21 protein-coding genes and 1 tRNA gene are annotated in these 22,166 nt (G+C 36.9%); 12 read left to right on the top strand and 10 right to left on the bottom strand.

Features of this window, described 5'->3' with window-relative positions; translation table 11 throughout:
* Positions 1-54: 54 nt before the first annotated feature.
* The gene (locus tag O3C63_01095; protein MDA0771517.1) at positions 55-387 is read right to left on the bottom strand and encodes a hypothetical protein; all 333 of its coding nucleotides are present in this window, start codon (positions 385-387) and stop codon (positions 55-57) included.
* Between the two features lie 89 nt (positions 388-476).
* Between O3C63_01095 and O3C63_01090 the strand changes: the two genes are divergently transcribed.
* Positions 477-1,550: an anhydro-N-acetylmuramic acid kinase gene (locus tag O3C63_01090; GenBank protein MDA0771516.1), complete on the top strand. Its 1,074-nt coding sequence runs from the start codon at positions 477-479 to the stop codon at positions 1,548-1,550.
* 4 nt (positions 1,551-1,554) lie between these two features.
* Complete coding sequence (gene pyk, locus O3C63_01085) at positions 1,555-3,084, top strand: pyruvate kinase (protein MDA0771515.1); 1,530 nt, start codon at positions 1,555-1,557, stop codon at positions 3,082-3,084.
* 10 nt (positions 3,085-3,094) lie between these two features.
* On the opposite strand, the gene O3C63_01080 is transcribed toward pyk, so the two are convergent.
* From O3C63_01080 to O3C63_01060, 5 genes are read right to left on the bottom strand one after another with little or no spacing between them, the layout of a single operon-like run.
* Positions 3,095-3,478, bottom strand: coding sequence for a hypothetical protein (locus tag O3C63_01080; GenBank protein MDA0771514.1), 384 nt, complete (start codon positions 3,476-3,478; stop codon positions 3,095-3,097).
* Positions 3,479-3,489: 11 nt separating this feature from the next.
* The gene (locus tag O3C63_01075) at positions 3,490-4,137 is read right to left on the bottom strand and encodes a hypothetical protein (protein ID MDA0771513.1); all 648 of its coding nucleotides are present in this window, start codon (positions 4,135-4,137) and stop codon (positions 3,490-3,492) included.
* Positions 4,085-4,702, bottom strand: coding sequence for a hypothetical protein (locus O3C63_01070; protein ID MDA0771512.1), 618 nt, complete (start codon positions 4,700-4,702; stop codon positions 4,085-4,087). The genes O3C63_01075 and O3C63_01070 overlap by 53 nt, the downstream gene beginning before the upstream one ends.
* Positions 4,703-4,722: 20 nt before the next feature.
* On the bottom strand, positions 4,723-5,283 hold the full coding sequence (locus tag O3C63_01065; GenBank protein MDA0771511.1) for a hypothetical protein: 561 nt from the start codon (positions 5,281-5,283) through the stop codon (positions 4,723-4,725).
* Positions 5,284-5,290: 7 nt separating this feature from the next.
* Positions 5,291-5,455, bottom strand: coding sequence for a hypothetical protein (locus tag O3C63_01060; GenBank protein ID MDA0771510.1), 165 nt, complete (start codon positions 5,453-5,455; stop codon positions 5,291-5,293).
* 496 nt (positions 5,456-5,951) lie between these two features.
* Between O3C63_01060 and O3C63_01055 the strand changes: the two genes are divergently transcribed.
* Positions 5,952-6,039, top strand: a tRNA-Ser gene (locus tag O3C63_01055).
* Positions 6,040-6,231: 192 nt separating this feature from the next.
* On the opposite strand, the gene O3C63_01050 is transcribed toward O3C63_01055, so the two are convergent.
* Entirely contained in the window at positions 6,232-7,365 is a 1,134-nt protein-coding gene (locus O3C63_01050) for a Fic family protein (protein MDA0771509.1), read from the bottom strand.
* Between the two features lie 320 nt (positions 7,366-7,685).
* Entirely contained in the window at positions 7,686-8,753 is a 1,068-nt protein-coding gene (gene corA / locus O3C63_01045; GenBank protein MDA0771508.1) for a magnesium/cobalt transporter CorA, read from the bottom strand.
* An 83-nt stretch (positions 8,754-8,836) separates the two neighbouring features.
* Here corA and O3C63_01040 point away from each other — a divergent pair, with 83 nt between their 5' ends.
* A complete protein-coding gene (locus tag O3C63_01040; protein MDA0771507.1) occupies positions 8,837-10,561 on the top strand; it encodes a cyclic nucleotide-binding and patatin-like phospholipase domain-containing protein in 1,725 nt (574 codons plus the stop codon).
* Between the two features lie 10 nt (positions 10,562-10,571).
* Here O3C63_01040 and O3C63_01035 read toward each other — a convergent pair whose 3' ends face one another.
* Both O3C63_01035 and O3C63_01030 read right to left on the bottom strand, forming a co-directional pair.
* Positions 10,572-12,128 (bottom strand): glycogen debranching enzyme N-terminal domain-containing protein, encoded by a 1,557-nt coding sequence (locus tag O3C63_01035; protein MDA0771506.1) that lies wholly within the window; start codon positions 12,126-12,128, stop codon positions 10,572-10,574.
* Entirely contained in the window at positions 12,077-12,598 is a 522-nt protein-coding gene (locus tag O3C63_01030) for a glycogen debranching enzyme N-terminal domain-containing protein (protein MDA0771505.1), read from the bottom strand. The genes O3C63_01035 and O3C63_01030 overlap by 52 nt, the downstream gene beginning before the upstream one ends.
* A 178-nt stretch (positions 12,599-12,776) precedes the next feature.
* Between O3C63_01030 and O3C63_01025 the strand changes: the two genes are divergently transcribed.
* From O3C63_01025 to pgsA, 8 genes are all read left to right on the top strand, one after another.
* Positions 12,777-14,078 (top strand): glycosyltransferase family 4 protein, encoded by a 1,302-nt coding sequence (locus tag O3C63_01025; protein MDA0771504.1) that lies wholly within the window; start codon positions 12,777-12,779, stop codon positions 14,076-14,078.
* An 18-nt stretch (positions 14,079-14,096) separates the two neighbouring features.
* Positions 14,097-15,308: a glycoside hydrolase family 57 protein gene (locus O3C63_01020; protein MDA0771503.1), complete on the top strand. Its 1,212-nt coding sequence runs from the start codon at positions 14,097-14,099 to the stop codon at positions 15,306-15,308.
* Positions 15,292-19,086, top strand: a complete 3,795-nt coding sequence (gene glgP / locus O3C63_01015) for an alpha-glucan family phosphorylase (protein MDA0771502.1) — start codon at positions 15,292-15,294, stop codon at positions 19,084-19,086. Before O3C63_01020 ends, glgP begins: the two co-directional genes overlap by 17 nt.
* Before the next feature lie 57 nt (positions 19,087-19,143).
* Positions 19,144-19,716: a hypothetical protein gene (locus O3C63_01010; protein ID MDA0771501.1), complete on the top strand. Its 573-nt coding sequence runs from the start codon at positions 19,144-19,146 to the stop codon at positions 19,714-19,716.
* A 27-nt stretch (positions 19,717-19,743) separates the two neighbouring features.
* Complete coding sequence (locus tag O3C63_01005; GenBank protein MDA0771500.1) at positions 19,744-20,484, top strand: hypothetical protein; 741 nt, start codon at positions 19,744-19,746, stop codon at positions 20,482-20,484.
* Between the two features lie 175 nt (positions 20,485-20,659).
* On the top strand, positions 20,660-21,130 hold the full coding sequence (locus O3C63_01000) for a hypothetical protein (protein MDA0771499.1): 471 nt from the start codon (positions 20,660-20,662) through the stop codon (positions 21,128-21,130).
* 180 nt (positions 21,131-21,310) lie between these two features.
* A complete protein-coding gene (locus O3C63_00995) occupies positions 21,311-21,445 on the top strand; it encodes a hypothetical protein (GenBank protein MDA0771498.1) in 135 nt (44 codons plus the stop codon).
* Positions 21,446-21,624: 179 nt separating this feature from the next.
* Positions 21,625-22,158, top strand: a complete 534-nt coding sequence (pgsA, locus tag O3C63_00990; protein MDA0771497.1) for a CDP-diacylglycerol--glycerol-3-phosphate 3-phosphatidyltransferase — start codon at positions 21,625-21,627, stop codon at positions 22,156-22,158.
* Positions 22,159-22,166: the final 8 nt, after the last annotated feature.

Here is a 22,166-nt window from a genome sequence, read left to right as displayed (position 1 = left end):
CCTACTAAAGTAGGCTGTTTGTGCTCGTTTTACTCGCTGCTAGGATTTGAAAATTTATGTAGGTTGCCCATCATGAGGCCAAAGCCTTGTGCCAAGGTCTTGTACTCTTTTTATCAAAGCTGTTATAGTTTGGATAAAAGGGTCTTCGATTTGATTATTTTCTTGAAAGAGGCTATAGTGTAATTGACTAATGAAGGCTAATACTGGACCTGATACATTTAGTAATTTTTTGAGATATGGATCTTCTGCGCTGACTTCAGCATCTATTAGTTCAGTTCTGAGGTTTAATATTTTATCTACTGCATCTAAAAAGTCAGCAACTGATTTTTCAATAGTGGCAAAAATAATAGCATAATGCCTTGTGCTGCAAGGAGCGTTAGCGACCACAAACAGGCAGCTTTGCTGCCGCAAGCAGAGAACGATAGTGAACACAAGCCGATATTATGGCTTGCTTTGCAAGCTATAATATCTTTTGCATGCTCGTTCTTGGTGTAAATACAGGTACCTCCGTCGATGGAGTGGACTTTAGCTTAGTTGATTGGGATTTGAATGATCTCAAGAACTATCGTATTGTCAAAGAACAGAGTTATCAATTTGATCCACAGGTAAAACATGATGTTGAGATCTTAATTGGTAAGCAAAGAGGCAGCCTTGAAGAGATTTCTAATCTCAATTTCCTTTATAGTCAGTTTATTGCAGCTTTGGTTCGAGAGTTTCAAAAAGATATCACTGAAAAAATAGAATTGATTGGCATGCATGGACAAACTATTTTTCATGGTGAGAAGAGCACCTTTCAATTGGGTAATCCTAGTATCGTTGCCGAACTTACTGGTATCAGTACTGCTGCTGATTTTAGGTCTGCTGATATTGCAGCTGGTGGTTGCGGCGCACCTTTAACAAGCTATCTTGATCATATTGTAATTCGCTGCCAGACTGAGTCAAGGGCGACACTCAATCTTGGTGGTATCGCCAATATTACGGTGATGCAGGTTGGACAAGATACCATTGCTTATGATACGGGTCCGGCGAATACCTTAATTGATTTACTCAGTAGAAAATTATTCCATATGGATTTTGATAAGGATGGCAAGATTGCAGCAACTGGTAAAGTTGATGTTAGTTTTGTTGATAAATTAATTTCTAAAACAGCGTACTTTGATCAGTCTGCCCCAAAATCTACGGGGCGTGAATTATTTGATGAGAAGTATGCTGATAAATTTCTTGATCTTGGTAACAAAGACAATATCTTGGCAACTGTGACTTACTTTACTGCTAAGACCATTAGTAATGAGCTGCAAAAATATAATTTAAAGAAGGTATATATTTCTGGCGGAGGGATGCGTAATAAATTCATCATGGAAAACCTTAAGCAATTGAATCCAGACGTAGAATTCTTGTCTCATCGTGAATTTAATATTAATTGTCAATACAAAGAAGCTATATTGTTCTCCTTGCTAGCATTTACCTGTTATCATAAGATACCGAATAACCTTACTAGTTCAACGGGTGCAAGACGTGCCACAATTCTAGGGGTTTTAGCGCAGAGATAAATATATGACAACATCAAAGAAGAACTCACTTACCAAAATTGTAGCGACACTGGGACCATCTAGTGACAATGAAGCTACTATTCGCAATATGATCGAAGCAGGTATGAGCGTTGCTCGAATCAATTGCTCACATGGAGATTGGCAAGATCGCAAAGACAGAATCGAACTTATTAGACGTCTTTCTATTGAATACAAAAGACCAATCGGAATTTTGGTTGACTTACAAGGTCCCAAAATTAGAACTGGAACTTTACCTGAGGGTGGAATTGAAATTTCTATTAATGAAACTATCGTATTGACTGTCGATGAGTCGGCAGCTGATTATAAGGCTAACCCTCGCAAAGTTTTTATTCGTAACTACCCAGAATTGCCTACTGAAGTGACTCCAGGACAGAGAATCCTTTTGGATGATGGTCTTTTGAGATTAGAAGTTGTTTCTATTCAAGATAGTGATGTGATCACTAGAGTGATGGTAGGCGGAATACTGAAGTCTAACAAGGGTGTTAATTTACCTGAGTCCAAACAATTGGGGCTTGTTGCCATCACTGCTAAAGATAGAGCAGATATTGTAGAAGCCGTTAAAGTAGGTGCTGATTTTATCGCATTGTCTTTTGTTAGACAAGCGGCAGATATTATTGAGCTGAAACAATTAGTTAATGCTCAGAAGCCAGCATGTCCAATCAAACTGATTGCCAAGATTGAAAAACCTCAGGCGATGGAACACCTTGATGAAATTCTTCAAGAAGTAGATGGAGTTATGGTTGCTAGAGGAGATCTAGGGGTTGAATTAGAGCCTGAGAAAGTGCCTTTGTTACAGAAAAAAATTATTCGTGATGCCAATCTTCGTGGCAAGTTTGTGATTACTGCAACTCAAATGATGGAATCGATGATCAATAGTCCGTTTCCTACTAGAGCTGAAGTGAGTGATGTTGCCAATGCCATTCTTGATGGTACAGATGCCGTGATGCTTTCTGGGGAAACTGCTGCTGGAGCTTATCCTGTTGAAGCTGTCAACTATATGCGCAAGGTCGCTCTTGAAGTTGAAACTGGCGGTGATATTCAAGTTGCTCAAAGAGATATTCACGACGGTGATTATACTGAGGATGAAGTAAACTATATTGCAATCGCTCAGTCGATTAACAATTTTGCCAAGATTGCTCATATTAAAAACATAGTGGCGTTTTCTTGTTCTGGTAGAAGTATTCAACGTATTTCAAAATTGAGACCCAAGGCTAATTTAATTGCAGCTACTACTTATGAGCATACCTATCGTTACCTTTCGATTATTTGGGGAGTGACTCCTATCTATTTTGATAGAGTTCATAGAACAACTCAAACCATTATGAATATTGAAGATAGGCTGATTGGCGATGGTTATATAGAGAAGGGTGAAACTATTGTTATTACTGGTGGTATTCCAATTGCGGCAAGAAGTACAGCGAACTTCCTTAAAGTACACAAGTGTGATGGCTCAATGAAAGAACAGATTAAAACACAAGAAGAAAGATTTAAAGACTGTCTTGTGAATAGTTAGAACATACTTATTATTCCTTGATGATCCATGCTTGTACCCCTAAGTGTTCATCAAGATTGCTTTCGATAGCAAAGTCATTCCAGTTATCTTCATTATAGATATTCACTGCTTTGCTGGGTATTGTTTTTGTGTGCTGTTTGTGAACTATGATTTCTGGAGTGAGTTTCTGGGGGTGAGTAAAAGCTTCTGTTAGCTTGGTGGTTGCAGGATAGCTTATCTGAGAACGGCGTTTTTCTGTTTGGGGGCTTGCTTTGAAAGCAGTTTGTTCTTGCATAAAAACAAATTTGTAATCAAGTAATGCTTTGTTCTTAGCTTGTTTGCGTTTGATGACGATTGTATTATTAGCCCAGACGGGGTTGATCAGGCTTGTGAGTATCAGTAGTATTGTCAACATTGTTTTCTCCTTTAGAAAATTAGATCGATGGTTTTCTTGGCGATGTTTTGAATCAAAGGTGTGGTCATACGGTAGTTCATATAGTCATAGTCGAGTTTACGAGCACTTGTGTGCTTGACTGGGAGCGGAGCCGGGGAGAAGTAGGGAGGAGGAGCAAGGGAATAGCGAGGAGATTGTTGTATGTTTGATCTATGGCTTATTGATGTCTCGCGGGAATCCCTATTCTTCACTCCCTTCTCCTCATATACATGTGCTTGCTTTTTATCCGAGTTAACAATCTCCATAGCTTGAGCGTTAGCTATTTGCCAGCTGGTGATTTCATCTTGCAAGTGGCTTAGCCTCACCGGAATTGGTCCCTTTTGTTTGTCACCAAAGATAGCAGTTTCTAGTCTCTCGAGCCGTTTACCTGGGTTCTCTAGTTTGAAATCTCTTCCTGGATAAATTAAAAATTCTAATTGGTCCAAGAAAGGATAGCCCTTGATCTTGGGAGCCAGTACTCTTGCTTGTGGGTGTTGATTATAGCTGCGACCTGTTTGTACACTGGTGTCTGTCATTGGATTGATGATGACTGGTTTTAGTTGTTGTTCAAGTAAAGATCCGCTGTCATTATAAGCGAAGGCTGCTGACTGAACTAAAATCAATAAAAGAATTATGATCATTGTTTTCTCCTGTTATTTCTATGCTGAATTTATATACTCCGGTCCTGCTTGGTACGACGATGTCGGTTGTACCTGTTTGATCTTTGCTGACTAAGGCAAAAACCTTGAGGAAGTCAGGCTCGTAGTAGTCTTTGATATTGTTATAAGTTACAAGCTCTGGGTTTGCTGCAAGTATATATTGATTGATATGAGAATTTAGTTTAACGATAGTGGATCTTGATTTGGCAAGCTTGAATTGCTTGGCTATGATCTTGCAGCGGCTTTGTTTGCCAAGCATAAGATCCTCTCCTTGATTGTCATTTAGGCTGAGCTGAATTTGGTAAATTCCTGCTTGGGTGTCTACTGTAAGATCGGTCTCTCCTGTTCTACTGAGTCCTTGAATTGCAATTATGCTTTTAGCTTCATCGTCATCAAGCCCAGAGATTGTATAAACTCTGGCTTTGGTTTTATCAACAAGCAAAGGTTCTGAGCTAATGAGTGAACCAAAATCAATGAGGCTGAATCTGCCGTAACCGACCTTAAGTGGAATACTAGTTGCTTGCACTTGATTTAGGTTGAGTATCAATAGAATTAGCAGTAGCCTCATTACCTGCCTCCTTTGATTAATAGTTCAGTTTGCGAGACTGCTTCTTGCCCGCATTCGAGCTGGAGTCTCTCTGCGGCTCTGATACTGAGTTTGCGGGTTTTGTTATCAAGTTGGTAGCGCTCTTGATAGTAGTTTGCAAATTCCAGGTAGTCAATTTTAATTTGGTTTCTACGTTCATTGAGATAGTCATTTGCTATTTCTTTGGTCCGAGAGCGAAATGAGTTTTGACTATCTTTTTGAGCTTTAACAAGCTCAGGATCTTTGCGAATAGCAGCCTCTAATAAGAGTGAGAGTGCTTTTTGATCTCTGAATTCTAATTCAGCATTAGTGAATTTTCTTGTCAATGATTTATAAGAAGGCAGTTCGACCAATATTGCTGAGCCGAGTGTGGCTTTTGCTGTGTGAATAGTTTTCTCTATTTGGCGTCTTGGTTTTGCTTTGACTTGTTTGACTGGCTTAGTAATTGGTTTTGAGAAGCTTCGTAGTGAAGCAGCTTGAACCAGGCTTGATGACAAGGCAAAGCAGCTAAGCAAGAGGCTTAGTTGGTGGGTAATGGACATTTATTGTTTATTTGATTAGACCGTCCAGGAATACAACTCTCAAGACGTATTTGAGACTATTCTTTGGTCGTGTTTGTGGGTCTTCTTCAGACAAGAAGATCATCCTGCCAAACATAAATAGCGCAATAAGTATTCCAGTGAATCCAATAATGTCATTTTGATATTCAGACATAAATCTTAGTAATATATCGCTCATCTCTTAGAAGCTTTTTTGGATTTATTTAATCAGTCCGTCTAAGAATAAAACTCGCAATGAATGTTTTATGTTATTTTTGGGACGCTTGCTAGGATCTTCTTCAAACAAGAAGATCATCCTGCCAAACATAAATAGCGCAATAAGTATTCCAGTGAATCCAAAATAGATTCATTGCTGCTTCATTAGCTAAAAAATGTAACAGGTCCCAGCAAAGGGTGTGGCTAATACCAATCCACAGTATTTAGTTAATTCAGCTTTGAATTTATCAGAATCAGCATAGTTGATTTTGTGTTTCGACCTCATGGCTTTAATGATAACTAAGCTGCTTGTCAAACGAAAGGGGTCATTTAACCTCTGGTATTAAGCCCGAATGTCTAGATATATCAATAGATTTGCTTTAATTTCTAAAAAATTAGCTAAAGAATCTGATTTAAGGGGGTCATTTAACCCCTGATCCAGTACAATACTGAGTGGACGGGTGCCAGAGCGGTTTATCGGAGCAGTCTTGAAAACTGTCGTAGTGAAAGCTACCGAGGGTTCGAATCCCTCCCCGTCCGCCATTAAAGCTGTATCCCTTCCACCGATTGGGTTTCAAGCGAATTACCCGCGTTTAGCGGGGATCTTTAAAAACAAACACACTAGAGAGCTGCAATAAAGAGAGCTTTTAAGGCTAAATTCCGCAAAGCTCTCAAATGGCAGAAAGTGCGCAGTTAATTTAGAGCTTTTCAGGTGAGAGATCGGCTCTCAATTGATTAATTGCTAAAAATATTAACGTAACGTCTGTATATAAAGGATCTGTCATAACTTACATTTTGATCTTTTATCTCCAGAATACCTAACTCTATAAATCGATCAATAACATTTTGAGCACCTTGCTTTGTAAAGCCAGTCCAAGATTGAATCGTATGGACATTAACTATTGGTAGTTTATAAAGCTCTGGTAATACTTGTAATGCACTAGCCGAGGCCGTTTTTCCTAAGCTATGGATTTTTGCCATGTCTTCATCTCGAAGTATGTTAATTTGCTTAACGGTTTCGATTGATTCCTTAGCAACATCGATTACTCCATCCAAAAAGAATTCTAACCATGCTTCGATATTACTTTCTTCTGAATGATATTGAGATAATTTATCGTAATAGAGCTGTTGATGTTTTTTGAAATAAGCAGAGAGAAACAGTATAGGTTTATCAAGTAATTTTTCAAGCCATAAAAATAAGGTAATTAAAATTCTTCCAGTTCTACCATTGCCATCAAGAAATGGGTGAATTGTTTCAAAATGAGCATGAAGAATACCAGCTTTAATCACTGGTAAAAGTTCATCTTCTGAATTTAAAAAACTTTCAAAATCATTTAAAGCATTGTGCATATCTTCTGGCGGCGGTGGCACAAAGGCAGCATTATTAGGGTTTGTACCTCCTATCCAATTTTGACTTTTCCTGAAATTTCCAGGATCGGAGAAATGAGTGGATCTTGCATCTTTCATTAACTCTTCGTGAATTTCTCTTATAAAGCGAAGACTGAGTGGAAATTCTCCTAATCTTTCTAAACCATAATTTAAGGCACTAATGTAGTGCAAAATATCATTAACATCATCAGGTAACTTTTGTGAAGTTTTAGATTCGGCTTCTATCGCATCAAGCATAGTTGCTCGAGTACCTTCGATTTGACTTGATGATGCAGCATCCTTACGAATATACATGAATAAGAAAAAATCTATATTGGGAAGTAATTGAGTAATTCCATCAAGTCTTCCTAGTAGCAAGTTTGCTTGACTTGCTTTTTTGATGATTTTGTTGTTAAATTCAAAACCTTCTTTTGGCGGAAATTTATTGAGAATAAATGCGTTATAGCCTTGAGTTTGTTTTTTTAATTTCCCTATTTCCATTTAGTGTCTTAAACCTCTGATCTGTATTTTAGCTCTTGAATTGGCAGAAGTCAACGAAATGGGTACTTTTGTTGACTTTGTGCTGCAAAAGTCAATAAATCTTATGAGCTAAAAACCATTGATATTATTAGGTTTTAAATTAGAATAGTTTATAAAGTCAACAAAAGTACCCATTTCGTTGACTTTGGTGGTGAGAAGTCAACAGTTTTGAACTATCTGGAATTTCCGGATAGTTGAGAATAAGTAAGAAACTAATTAAAACTTGACTTAGAGTGAAGATCTTCCATTAACCTAAGAATGAAGCCACAAACTGGCACGTTCTAGCCACACGATCGCTCATTGCTAGGCATATGTTTCTTTTTAAAGTAAATAAACATAGCTACGACTATCAACAGCATTAATGCAATAACAGCTGGGTATGCCCAAGGAATTGAAAGCTCTGGCATATTTACAAAATTCATTCCATAAACACCTACTATAAAAGTAATCGGAATAAAAACAGTAGATACCATAGTAAGTACTTTCATAATTTCATTCATTTTATTGCTCAAATTAGAATGTGCAATTTCGATAATACTAACTATAAATTCTCTCAGCATTTCAAAAGACTGATTAACTTGAAAAGCATGGTCATATAAATCATTTAAAAAAGGAAGTAGATCTTTGCTAATTAGAGTTGATTCAGTTTTAATTAGAGAGCTAATCAACTCTCTTGTTGGCACTATATACCTTCTATTGAACAAAATTTCTCTTTTGAGCTTTTGAATTCTTTTTAGATTTGCATTATTTAATTTATTTTCAAGCTGGTCTTCAATGGTTTCTGCCAACTCACTAAATTTATCAATAACAGTAAAGTATTGATCTACAATTGAATCGAGTAGTGAATAGAGAAGGTAATCAGCATGCATTGTTCGAATGCGACCTTTGGTATTTTCAATTCTTGAACGAACATTATTGAATACATCTCCAGGTTTTTCCTGAAAACTTATTAAATAATTATCACCTAATATAAAACTGATTTGTTCATGGTTAGTTTCTTTTTTTTCTTTGTCATAGTAAAACATCCTTATGACAACGTACAAGTAATCATCCCAATTTTCAATTTTAGGAACCTGATGGGTGTTCACTATATCTTCCTGAACCAAAGGGTGTATCTTTAATATTTCGCCTACTTTTTTTACTATGTTTGCTTTTGAGCTATCAATATTGATCCAAGTTATCTGATCGTCTTTGAAATTAGTAAATGATTGTTCAAGTTCGGGAATTTTATTTATAACTTCTTTGTCAAAGAAGGATTCGTTATAATTGATTTTAGATACTGAAAGACTTGAAAAATCAAGCTCTTTATCGTGTTCACTTATGACTATAGTACCTGGAGCTAGCCCCAAATCTGTTCTATCTTTCTTGAAAAATTGTTTGAAATCACAAAATAGCTCTTATTGCCCGCTTAATTATGTATTATAAATGATTAATGCTAGAGCTGGAGGATATAAGTTTTTTTTCAAAATTAAGTGCAAAAGAGATTAATGCGCTAAAGAACTATATTGAGATTAAAGACTATCCCAAAGAATCAATAATTATAGAAGAAGCTGAGGATTCTGCATCTCTTCTGGTTTTGGTTCAAGGTAAATTAATTGCCAAATTATCAGCTAAAGCACATGCTTCGCAATCTGAATTGATTTTTCAAGAAGGTAGTGTGTTATCAGAGCTTGCGTTGATTGCTAATATCAACATCCCTGCACAGATCAAAGCTGCTGAAGATTCGAAACTTATTTCAATCAGTCATGAAAGCTTTCGGAAAATCCTTGAAGATGAACCTGAGCTTCATGAAGCTCTAATGAGAATCCTGACGACGAGGCTCCAATACAAATCTCCGCTTGAATTAACTAAGTTCAATTCTTTTGTCTCAGTATTTGTTTTTCAAGAGAATAATGAAGAACTAAGAGCTCATGTAAAACAAATTCAAGAAGGTATCCGGCAAGCTTGTAGTAAAACCAAATTTATAAATGATCAAGATTCTGATCTTGAAAGTATTGATCAAGAAATACAAAGCTGGAAGGAATGTGGTCCTATCGGTCACCCTTTAGTCGTTTCACTGAATAGTTCTAATCTTGCAAAACTTGCAGCTTTATTCAATGAGCATGACTGTATTGTTTTTGTTGATTGTTATGAGGATTATCAAGTCTTCAAGACTAGCTATAAAAAACCGAAAACCTTTTTTCTGTCTATCAATGAGCAGTCAGGTGACGCCGAACATTGCTACAAGCTTAAATCAAATCAAGACTTTGGTCGCATGGTAAGACTTGCTATTAAAAAAGAAGTGGGGCTGGCATTGGGTTCGGGTGCGGCAAGAGGCTTTACTCACCTGGGAGTTTTACAAATACTAGAAGACGAGGATATTCCGATAGATTTTATTAGTGGTACAAGTATTGGAGGTATTGTAGCAATTGCATATTCCTTAACTCAATCAGCTTACAAAACGACTGAATTAATCAAAGAAGCGATCGGAGCCAAACGCAAAGTTCAAGACATATCCTTCTTTCCAAGACAGTCCTTGCTTAGAGGAGACAAGATTAGACGAACAGCTGAACGAGTTTTTTCTGATACAACTTTTGCAGATTTAACTATTCCAGTTGAAGTTGTAAGCTCGGATCTTGGGCAAGCCACTAGGCATATTATTAATTCAGGCTTGTTGAGAGATGCAGCCTTGGCTACTTCTGCAATTCCTGGTATCTTTCCTCCTCTGATCAAAGATGGCAAGGTCTTAGTCGATGGTGCTCTAACCAGTAAGGTGCCAGTAGGATTATTACGCAAGAGAAAATGTTCACTGCAAATTGCTGTAAATGCAACAACCGCCAAAGGTATTTTTTCGTGTGACACACAATCACAAGCATGTCTCGTTGGTGATATTGATGGTGCTCTTTATGACTTGCAAAATACTTTCGAATTAACCAAAGGTATCAATCTTGGTAGTATCATTAATCATTCTTGGGATTTATTGTCATGGTCTGAATCTAGTATGGAAGCGGCTAAAGCAGATATTGCTATTAACCCTAATACCAGTGCTTATTCCAACTTTGGATTTGATGACTTTGATAGTTTAGTTGAACTAGGGAAAGCTGCAGCTAGAAATAAAATCAAAGCTATCAAGGTAGCTACTAGAAAAATTCTTGAGCCAGATAGTTATCATTTTTGATGAGTAGTTCTTACGAGACTAGGAGTGCTAGTCGTCTAATCTCTGCAACACTCCAAGCTTGAGCAATGCAGCCTCTTGCTTGGTAAGGTAAGTCGCCATCAAAAATTTCAGAGATTGAAGTTATTCCAGATTCACTGAGATGTTGTTCAAAGTTGCTAATGATTTCTTTGATAGTTTTTTTCGCCTGAGTTTTGTTAGAGCTGGTTCGTAATAGAGCTTCACCATAAGGACCCAAAAGCCAAGGCCAAACGGTGCCGTTGTGATAGGCTCGATCTCTACTATGGGTATCTCCTTGATAGTGCCCTTGATAATTTACATCATCCGGCGCAAGAGTGCGCATCCCAAAGGGAGTGAGGAGCTTTTGGGTACAAGCTTCAACTATCTCTTGAGCAATCTTGATATCGATTGGTGAGAAGGGAAGTGAGCAGGCTAATAGCTGATTTGGTCTAAGTTGTTGGTTTAATTTTGCTTCATTGAAGAAATCACCTAGATATTTTTTCTCTGGTATATAAAAAGTCTTAGTAAAAGATTCTTCTATTTTTGTTTTGATTTCAGCTGCTTTATCAACGATGGGATCATTGAATGACTTAGCTAATTGTTCTGTGTAACAGACGGCATTATACCAAAGAGCGTTAATTTCCACTATTGCTCCGCTGCGAGGTATGACAGAGCTACCATCTAGGCAAGCATCCATCCAGGAAAGTGAGTCTTGTTTGCTGCCGGATTCAATCAAGCCATTTTCTTGGTATCTTAATTTATCAGTATTGCTTGTTGAGTAAGCAGTGAAGATGTTTTTCAGATCTTGCCAGAATTCTTGTTTGATCCATTTATTAGAGCCTGTGTTTGTCTCCAGTTGTTGAACTGCCCAAAATAACCATAGTGAAGCATCTACACTGTTGTAGGCAGGAGGACTACCAATGATATTAGGAATCAGGCCATCTTGCTGGTAATTTAAAAATCGTCTTAGGATTTTTTTGTAAATATCATCTTGATTTGTATCAAGTAACAAGCCTGGTAAAGAGATCATTGTGTCTCTACCCCACTCTCCAAACCAGTGATAGCCAGCAATAATAGAATACTCGTCAGCATCATCAGTAGAATTCCAACTTGGCTTAATGATGAATTTCTGTGCAGCGTGATTTAAAGTTGCAATAAAGTCTTGCGAGCCATTAAATAGACTTTTGATTTTGTTAGTTTGTTTAAGTTGATTTGAGAATCTTTCTCTTCTTTTGCTTTCCTCTTGCCAAGCTTGTTTAGCTTCGGTAACACTATCTTCAACAGAAATTGAGATATAAAGATCTTCTCCTGCTTTGAGTTCAAATTCAAAATTGGCAGGGCAAGCCAAATCATCATTAGCATCATAAGATCTTGCTTCTTCCTCTTTAAAGAGGAAATTCTTATACCAAAATGGATGTGGAGAAATCACAGCTTTGTTGTTGAAATTAAACTTGATCTCTGGCAAACCTTGATAGGGACTGATTGAACAGTAATTATCACCATGTGCATAATCGAGATTTATATGATCATTCTGGTAACTATTGCCGTGAAAAGTTCTATATGCAAGCAAGGGTTTGAGATTGAGCTTAATTGCAGATAGGTTTTTTTCTTTGTTTTGATACTATATTTAAGCAAGACGGTATTTTCACCATTGACCATCTGCAACTCTTTTTCAAGGTGAAAATCTTTGTGCTTGTAGATCCATTGATTCTGTTTATCAAAATCAAAACTCATAGGAAGCATCTCTTCTTCATTAAAGGGAATGAAAACACCAGGTTTGTAATAATGAAAATTGAGTAGATAGCTCTGCTCATCATAGTCAAGTCTTTCATCAAATTTGGATAAAAATACATAACGATCACTGGTATCTTTTAATGCTGCAACCAAGAGTCCGTGATATTTACGGCTATGACAATTGACGATAGTACTTGAAGCATAGCCACCTATCCCATTGGTATCAAGCCATTCATGGTCAAGTAAAGTATTTATTTTGGGAGCAGTGTGATTAATCAATTGTGTATTCTCTAATATTGTTGACATAAACTAATACTATATGCACTTAGCTCTTTTTGTGAGCTTTTCAAATCACCAATTTTGTTTTTATTTGATGATTCTTATCAGACAGTTCTTCTGGCTAGTTTGTCGGCTCATCTTTGACTTCTTTAACATTAAGTAAGATTAGATAGGTTATACTTGTTAGCGTTAAGGATAAAGTCAAATGGGTTACAAGGTACTAATGTATGGCTGGGAATTTCCTCCACATATTAGTGGAGGACTTGGTGTTGCCTGTTATGATCTAACTAAGGCATTAAATCAAGCTGGAATTGACATAACTTTTGTTTTACCTAAATTAAAATCACAACCAGCAGCAGATTTACACCTTAAGCTGGTTAGTAGTCATGATATTGAGACCAAGAGCACAATTGCTGAAACAGTAAAAGAAGAGTCTTATTCCGAACTTGCGAGAATTTATCAAATAGATAGCCCTTTGAGTCCTTACTTAAATGAACTGAGCTACGTTAAGCTTATCGAAAAATTGCTAGAGCAAAATTATCATCTGCAGGACAAAGATCATTTTTATAAGCTAGGTGTTTCTGGTGATTATGGACCAAATTTAATCAGTGAAGTATTGCGTTATGCTTACGTTGCAGGAATTATTGCCAAGGAAGTAGAACATGACTTCATCCATGTCCATGATTGGCTTACAGTGATGGCAGGAATTGAAGCTAAGGCAGTTAGTAATAAACCTCTTATCTACCATGTGCACGCATTAGAAACTGATAGAAGTGGCAAGAATGTCAACCCTGATATTTTTGGTATTGAGAAGAGAGGTTTAGAACTTGCAGACAAAATTATTGCAGTTAGTTATTTAACCAAAAAAAATATTGTTGATAATTATCATATAGATCCAGAGAAGATAGTTGTGGTACATAACGCAGTATCAAAAACAAAAGTAGTCAAAAGCAAGTTCAAATTCAAAAAAAAGCCAAATGAAAAAGTAGTCTTGTTTTTGGGTAGATTAACTTTTCAAAAAGGACCAGATTACTTTCTTGAAGCTGCTGCCAAGGTTTTAAAAATAGATCCAACTGTACGATTCATTATTGCTGGTACCGGAGATATGATTAACCGTTTGATAGAAAGAGCTGCCCAACTGAGAATATCAAGAAATGTGCATTTTACTGGATTTCTTGATAGACCTGAAGTAGAAGAATTATTCGCTTCGACTGATGTCTATGTAATGTCTAGCGTCTCAGAGCCTTTTGGTATATCTTCATTGGAGGCTGTTTTGTTTGATGTTCCAGTTATCATTTCTAAGCAATCAGGAGTGGCAGAGGTTTTGTCTCATTCACTCAAAGTTAATTTTTGGGATACTAATGAACTTGCAAATAAGATTTGCGGCGTGATTAGATATCCTGCGTTAAAGAAAGAGCTTTATATTCAGGCAGCTGAAGAGCTAAAAAATATACAGTGGGAGAATTCTGCAAAGCAAGTCATAGAGCTATACAGCTCATTATTATAAACCAAGGAGATCAATCTAATGCCAAGTATCTGTTTTTATTTTCAAGTTCATCAACCCAAGCGTTTGCGCAACTATACGATTTTTGATATTGGCAACTCTCATCTTTATGAAGATGATGAAGCTAATTCAACAATCATGAGAAAAGTGGCAGCGAAGTGCTACCTACCAACAAATGAATTAATGCTCAGCCTGATTAAGCGTCATCAAGGCAGATTCCGTATCTCTTACTCTATAACGGGTGTTGCAATTGAACAGATGAAAAAATATAGTCCTGAAACACTCGATTCTTTTAAGCGACTGGTTGATACTGGCTGTGTTGAATTAATATCAGAGACCTATTATCACAGTTTGGCTTATCTCTATTCAAAAGAGGAGTTTATAAAACAAGTTGAACAACATAGAGAATTGATTTTTCAGGAATTTGGTCAACGTCCTACGACTTTTAGAAATACCGAGTTGATCTACAACAATGATCTTGCCAAGACCGTTGAGGAACTGGGCTACAAAACAATACTTGCTGAGGGTGCTGATAAAATACTTGATTGGCGTAATGCCAATTTCGTCTATCATCCACCAAATTCTGAGATTAAAGTCTTATTAAGGAACTATAGTCTTGCAGACGATATTGCTTTTAGGTTTTCAAACAGAGCTTGGGAAGAACACCCTCTTACGGCGCCTAAATTCTCTAATTGGGTACATCAATTTGATGGTAAGGCTAATACAATTAACCTATTTATGGATTATGAGACTTTTGGTGAACATCAGTGGTCTGATACGGGCATATTTAATTTCATGGAGGTCTTGCCAGATTATATCTTTAAACATCCAGAATTCAAATTTAGCACACCTTCAGAAGTATCTAAGGAATATGCAGGTTTGGGGACTTTAGATGTTCCAGATTTTATGTCATGGGCGGATATGGAAAGAGATTTGTCGGCATGGAAAGGCAATCACTTGCAAGAGGATGCGCTTGATGCAGTTTTTGCTTTGCAAGATCAGGTATATCAAACAGGTAATAAGGATTTATTAAATACCTGGAGATCTTTACAAACATCTGACCATTTTTATTATATGTGTACTAAGTGGTTCTCTGACGGGGATGTGCACAAGTATTTTAATCCATACGAAAGCCCCTATGAGGCTTATATAAATTATCAAAATATTTTGAGAGATTTTGAGGAAACTCTAGTAGAAGAAATAACGAGGAAAAATCATGCAGTATGTATTTGAAATAAGTTGGGAAGTTTGCAATAAAGTTGGAGGCATTCATACTGTTATATCAACCAAGGTTGAAGAAGCATTAAAGGAGTATGGTGATGCTTATTTCACTCTAGGTCCAGATTTGGGACAAACTCATGAATTCCTTGAAGTTGATATGGAAGCTGATGAGCAAAAATCTCTCAAGGAGATCAAGGCTATCTTAGATGGTGCCGGGATCAAAACAAGAATAGGTAGATGGGATGTGGCTGGTAAGCCGCCACTAATTTTGCTTGGTGGTTTTATTGAGAGATTTAATATAGACAAGCTGCTTTATTCTGGTTGGCAGCATTATGGAGTAGATTCTTATGAAGGTGGTTGGGATTATATCGAACCTGTACTTTTTTCTACTGCCTGCGGTGAAGCGATTGAACTTATAGTTAAAAACAAACTTGATGAATATAAGGATCATGCAGTTGCACATTTTCATGAATGGATTTGCGGAGCAGGGATACTTTATTTAGAAACGAATCTACCGCGAGTAGGTACCGTCTTTACTACTCACGCAACAGTCTTGGGTAGAGCGATAGCGCATACTAATCCTTTTTATTACCATGAAATGGAACTCTCTCAAAATGTTAACCAGAAGGCACATGAACGTGGAGTCAAAAGTAAACACTCACTTGAAGCAGCAGCAGCCAAGGCAGCTGATTGTTTTACAACCGTTAGTGAATTCACTAGTAGAGAAGCATATTTAGTTTTGGGTCAAAAGCCAGATATGGTTGTTTATAATGGTTTGAACTTTAAGGATCTACCAAAGTACGATAAAAAAACCATTGCTGCAACTAGAGCAAAGATATTAGAGACTTGTTCTGCATTTTTGGAAGAGCAATTGCCAGGTAATACACAGATTTGGTTAAGCTCGGGACGTTATGAATATAGAAATAAAGGCTATGACCTTATTCTAGAGGCACTCGCTGACATCAAAAAAAGAAAAGGCAATGATATTCCTCCGGTATTAGTATTGTTTGCTGTTGCAGCTGATCACGGCAAAGCTAATGTCAATGAATGGAATAGACCTGAAGACTCTTCCAAAAATCCGATAGCGCTTAATTCGGTTTATCAACCAGAGCATGACGCTATCATTAATACTTGTAAGCGATTGAGTTTGGATGAAAAGGCTTCACCTGTCAAAGTTGTTTTTTCAACATTGTATTTTGATGGTGCTGATGGTATCTTGGATATTCCTTACAATGATATTTTACAATGTGTCGATCTTAGTTTATTTCCGTCATTCTATGAACCATGGGGTTATACGCCGCTTGAAAGCATTGCTATGGGGGTACCTACGGTAACTTCTGATCTGTCTGGCTTTGGTCATTGGATTGAAACCTTGGATGACGACTGGGATACACTTGTTAAAGTGGTACATCGGAGAAATAGAGCTGATGATGAAGCTATTTCTTTGTTGTCTGAGATCTTAGAAAGGGCATTATTTACAGGACTCGGTGATAAAGCTAAACTCCTGAAAATGACAGAGCAACTTGCTGAAATTATTGACTGGAGTGAGATCTATCATAATTATGTCTCAGCTTATGATATTGCACTGGCAAAAGGACATCATAGATCATTAGCTTGTAAGGATCAGCATTTGATGAATAATAATCCGCTTAGGGATGGTTACTGTACATTGGGGTCCAATAATCCTTCATTGCATTGTTTAGAACTCAAAATTGATTTGCCAGAGAAACTTACTGGTTTGAATTCAATAGTTCAGAATCTTTGGTGGTCATGGAATGACGAAGCGAAGGCAATGTTGAAATCTATTAGCCCCAATCTTTGGAAATACTTTGATCATAATCCAGTGAAGCTACTCAAAAGCGTGCCTTATGCTGAGTTGCATGAGTTACAAGCTGATGAAGAATTTATGCTTCAGTATAAGTCTGTTCACAAACAGTTCAAGGATTATATGGGCTCAGTTTTTGTTCATGAATTAGTTGATAGATCTAAACCTGTAATTAGTTATTTTTCTATGGAGTATGGTATACATGAATGTTTGCCTATTTATTCTGGTGGTTTAGGAATTTTATCAGGTGATCACATCAAAGCAGCTTCAGATATGGCTTTGAATATGGTTGGCATCGGTCTTTTTTATAATAATGGTTACTATATCCAGGAGATTAATGGTGAAGGTAAGCAAGTTGAGCACTATCCTCACTTGGATTGGAGTACTTTGCCTCTTAAATTATTGCTTAATCAATTTGGAGAACCTGTTAAAATACCGGTAGAATTTCCCGGACGTAAAGTTTGGGCAAGAGTGATAGTTGCTCATGTTGGTAGAATCCCTCTTTTCTTGTTTGATACTGATATTCATGAAAATTCAGCGAAAGATCGAGCAATATGTTCTAAGCTCTATACCAGTGACCGCGAAACTAGGATCCAACAGGAGATGCTTGTTGGAATTGCTGGAATTAGGTTACTTAAAGATGTGCTTAATATTGACTCTGCTGTATATCATTTAAATGAAGGGCATTGTGCTTTTATGTCAGTGGAACTTATCCGTAGATTAACTCAACAGGGTTATTCTTTGGATACTGCAATTGAAGCCATTAAATCTAATACGATGTTTACCACACACACGCCTGTACCAGCCGGTAATGAAGCGTTTGATTTGAGCTTGATCAGGAATGCCTTTGGTGATTTCTTTAATACCATGCACGTATCTCTTGATAAATTTATTGAGCTAGGTTTGTCAGAACCTGGCTCTCAAGAATTTTCCATGACGATATTAGCACTTAGAATTTCGATAATGGCAAATGCGGTATCTGCATTGCATGGGGAAGTTAGTCGTGATATGTGGAAACATATCGTGCCTGAAGAAAGCTTTATTCGTCACGTGACTAATGGCGTACATGTTGATACTTGGATGGGTAAGGAGATTAAGGGTTTATTTTCGGATCCCCATGTCACTGAATTACCGAATGAAGTCATATGGCAAAAACATCAAAATCAAAAACAGACCTTTATTGATGAACTTAAAATCAAGATACTTGATGAATATACTCGCAAAGGTATAGGAATGAGTGTGATCAAAACTATCACGGATAAACTGGATACAGATAGCTTACTGATTGGCTTTGCTAGAAGATTTGCCTCTTATAAAAGAGCTGATTTGCTTTTGGCAGACAAAGATCGACTCAGAAAGATATTGAACAGTGGTGACAAACCAGCTACTATCGTTTTTGCCGGCAAAGCACATCCTGCTGATGGAGTTGGTAAGGATTTGATACATAGTATCTATGAAACAATGCTTGAAGAAGAATTCTATGGTCGAATTATTCTTTTGGAAAATTATAATATGTACTGGGGAGCTCTTATGACTCAAGGTGTTGATCTTTGGCTCAATACGCCGATTCTCGGTAAAGAAGCTTGTGGTACTAGTGGAATGAAAGCTGCGATGAATGGAGTCCTAAACTTCTCATTGCCAGATGGTTGGTGGCATGAAGGGCAAGATCCCAAAGCTGGCTTCACCATTACTCCTATTGAATCAGTCAACCTTGGTGAGATGAATCAAAAAGAATCTCAGGAGATTTATGATATTTTAGAAAGTAAGATTCTTCCGCTTTATTATGGACAGGATGGAAATGGCATACCAAACGATTGGGTTAAAATGATGAAAGCCTCTATTGCTAGGTATGGTGTTGAGTTTGCTGCTAAGCGAATGCTAGAAGACTATAATGAAAAAATGTATAAGAGAATAATAGGATCTCGTAATTTGGCAGCAATTCTTAATGAGAATATTCTCAACTAGCGGACTCTTACGGATGTAGGTCTGGCCAACTATGAAGCTAGATGTGTGAATAGAGGTATGAGCCTCAAAAATTTAGTTGGATTTCAGTCTCTTTTAAACTCAGTTAAAGAAGTAATAGAACATCTTAATAGTCAGGATTCTCGAGACCAAACACGAATTGATTACAGAATCTCAGATTGCGTGATCTCAAATTTTGCAATGATGTTTTTTCAAGACGCATCAATGTTGCAGTTCCAAAGAAAAATGGAAGACGAACATCAAAGTTCCAATTTGAGAAATTTATTTGGAGTGAAAAATATTCCATCAGACTCAACCTTGAGAACAATGCTTGATAAAATTAATCCTAATACTTTTGCACCAATATTCTCAAACATAATCAGCAAGCTGAATAGCTCAGGTGAACTAAAAAAATTCTCAATCAATGGTAAGTATTTGTGTTTAATAGATGGATCTCAATATCATTGCTCTGGGAAGGTGCATTGCAAGCATTGTCTAACCAAAAATCATCGCAACAAAACAACAAGCTATTCTCATCAAGTATTAGTGCCAGCGATTGTTAATCCAAAACTCAAAGAGGTACTGCCTTTAATGCCAGAGGAAATCAGAAATGAGGACGGAAAGAAAAAATAAGATTGTGAGATCAATGCTTCTAAAAGATTGATTCCAAAACTCAAAAAATACTATCCAGATTATCGCTTGATTATTCTTGGAGATGGCTTGTACGCAAAGCAAACTCTTATTGATTTGATAACCGAGAATGAATATGATTTCATGCTGGTTGTTAGTCCAGATTACAACAAAGGATTTTTAGAAGAAGTAGAAAGACGGAGAGAAGCAGGAAGAATTCAAACAATAGAGATCAACAAGAATGGTAAACTTTATCGCTATGAATGGTCGTCAGAGATTGCTTTCAAGAAAACAGGTGAGACCACTAATGCTAATTACATTGGTCTTACTATTACAGATTTAAAGACTCGCACGATAACTTACAAGAATACCTGGGTAACGAATTTAGAGCTTGCTGAAGAAGATATCGTAAATTTAGTAGCAGTAGCTCGTAGTAGATGGAAAGTCGAGAATGAAGGATTTAATATTTTAAAGAATCATGATTATGAGCTTGAGCATAATTATGGACATGGAGAAGATAATTTAGCATTTAATTTTTTTCAGCTTACTCTACTAGCTCATTTATATCATCAAGCCCATGAACTTGGTGACGAACAATATCGACAACTTAGAGAGAAAAAAGAAACAAAGAAAAATTTCTGGGATTCAATTCGAGCTGCTATCCGTAATATTTTATTTCTTGAGCTAGAGGACTTACTGAAATACTTACTGAATCCTCCTGAGATTAGATATGATCCAGTTTCTGGAACACTCGTTGCAAACAGCTCATAAGGCTATGCGCTGATTTCTTTGCAGGGCGATTGCTCTGTTGATTTTGCACGTATTTTTTGAAAATTCTAGACTCTAACTGTTGAAAATCCTTGAGATTAGCAATAATTATTGATTAAACAAAATTAAGGAATCATTGCTGTAGCTAAATCTACATTCAAAATAGTTTAATCAAGAATTGCTGGTAATTTGGTTACCTATTAGACTCTTTGCGAAAGTAAGGCAAGCGAATCTACCCAAAAAACTAAGTCAATATCTTAAATGGGAAGCAATTATCAATGATCCCTTGGGAGTTTTGATTACAGCGATAGTCTATCAATATATAACTTATAGTGGCGTAAGATCCGCTTCTGATGTGATTTTGATAGCTTTAGCTACGATCTTGCTTATATTTATAATTTCAAAACAAGTTCAAAACGGTTTAGGACTATTGGCTGTAACCCTACTTGGTATGTATTTTGCGAATAAACAAATGTTGGTTTTAACAGATCTAAAAAAGTTTAAAGAGTCAATTAGTATTTTCTCTGTTTCACTAGTGTTTATACTGCTTTCCGCAAGTATCAATTTTGAGATTTTGCAAATGCTTAGTTGGAGACATCTAGTTTTTATTCTGAGCAAGGCGAATACCCCGAAGCTTATTCGGCTTTGAAACGAAGATCATTGAGGAAACAAGTTGCTTCGGGGATGAGCTGCGCGATGAACGACGCGTAGCCGGTGCCCGAAGGGCAGAAAATTCCGTAGATACCCCGTCTGCTTGCAGCGGGGAGTAGGAATTTTCAGGCGGAGTGTCATTTTTCTGGTTGTTTTTGTTATTAGATTGGTTTCTATTATGCTCGCTACTGTTGCAAGCGATATGAAATTTGAAGAGAGATTATTGATAGGTTGGTTTGGACCTCGTGGTATAGTCGCTGCTTCGGTTGCAGGTATTATTGGACTGAGACTTGAATTGCAATTCTTTAGCTGAAGATTTTGGACGCAATAATACTTATCAACTCTCATTAGATGAGGCTAATTACAGTAATAAGTAGAGATAATCGGCATCTCTGGCAGGATATTTATCACGCTATAGTTATATTATTCCAATTATTACAGGATCGGACAATTTTCGTTTAGATGAGACTATAATTAAATAACACTGTGCTAATGAAGTCGCTTGCAAATAACTTAACAATCTCTAGAATCATCCTTGCGCCGATTATTTTATTGCTATTGGTAAGTTCTCAATATCTATATGCATTGATACTTTTTATTCTTGCTGCATTAACGGATTATTTTGATGGTTATATAGCTAGAAAATATGAACAGGAATCACAAATGGGTGGAATTCTTGATCCAATTGCTGATAAATTAGTGATCATTCCTTGTTTGATATTTTTTTCTTGTTCTGGATTATTGAATCCACTTTTGGTGGGGATTCTTGCTAGTAGAGATATTGCTGTTACAGTAATTCGACTCAAGGATTTAAAAAAACATGAGGTATATGACAAAGCCAATATGATGGGCAAGCTCAAGACGGTGCTTAGTTTTGTGATTCTGAGTTTGGCGATGTTGATTCATATTACCGCTATTGGAGTTTCAATGACGATACTCGGTTATATTGTTAATGCTCTACTTTTACTCGCTCTAGTTTTGTCTTTAAGCGGTTCTTTGAAGTTCCTCAAGGGTTCAGTTGTATAAATTAATAA

It is taken from the genome of Cyanobacteriota bacterium (assembly GCA_027618255.1).
Taxonomy (GTDB): Bacteria; Cyanobacteriota; Vampirovibrionia; order LMEP-6097; family LMEP-6097; genus JABHOV01.
This window is presented reverse-complemented; position numbering and strand designations above follow the sequence as displayed.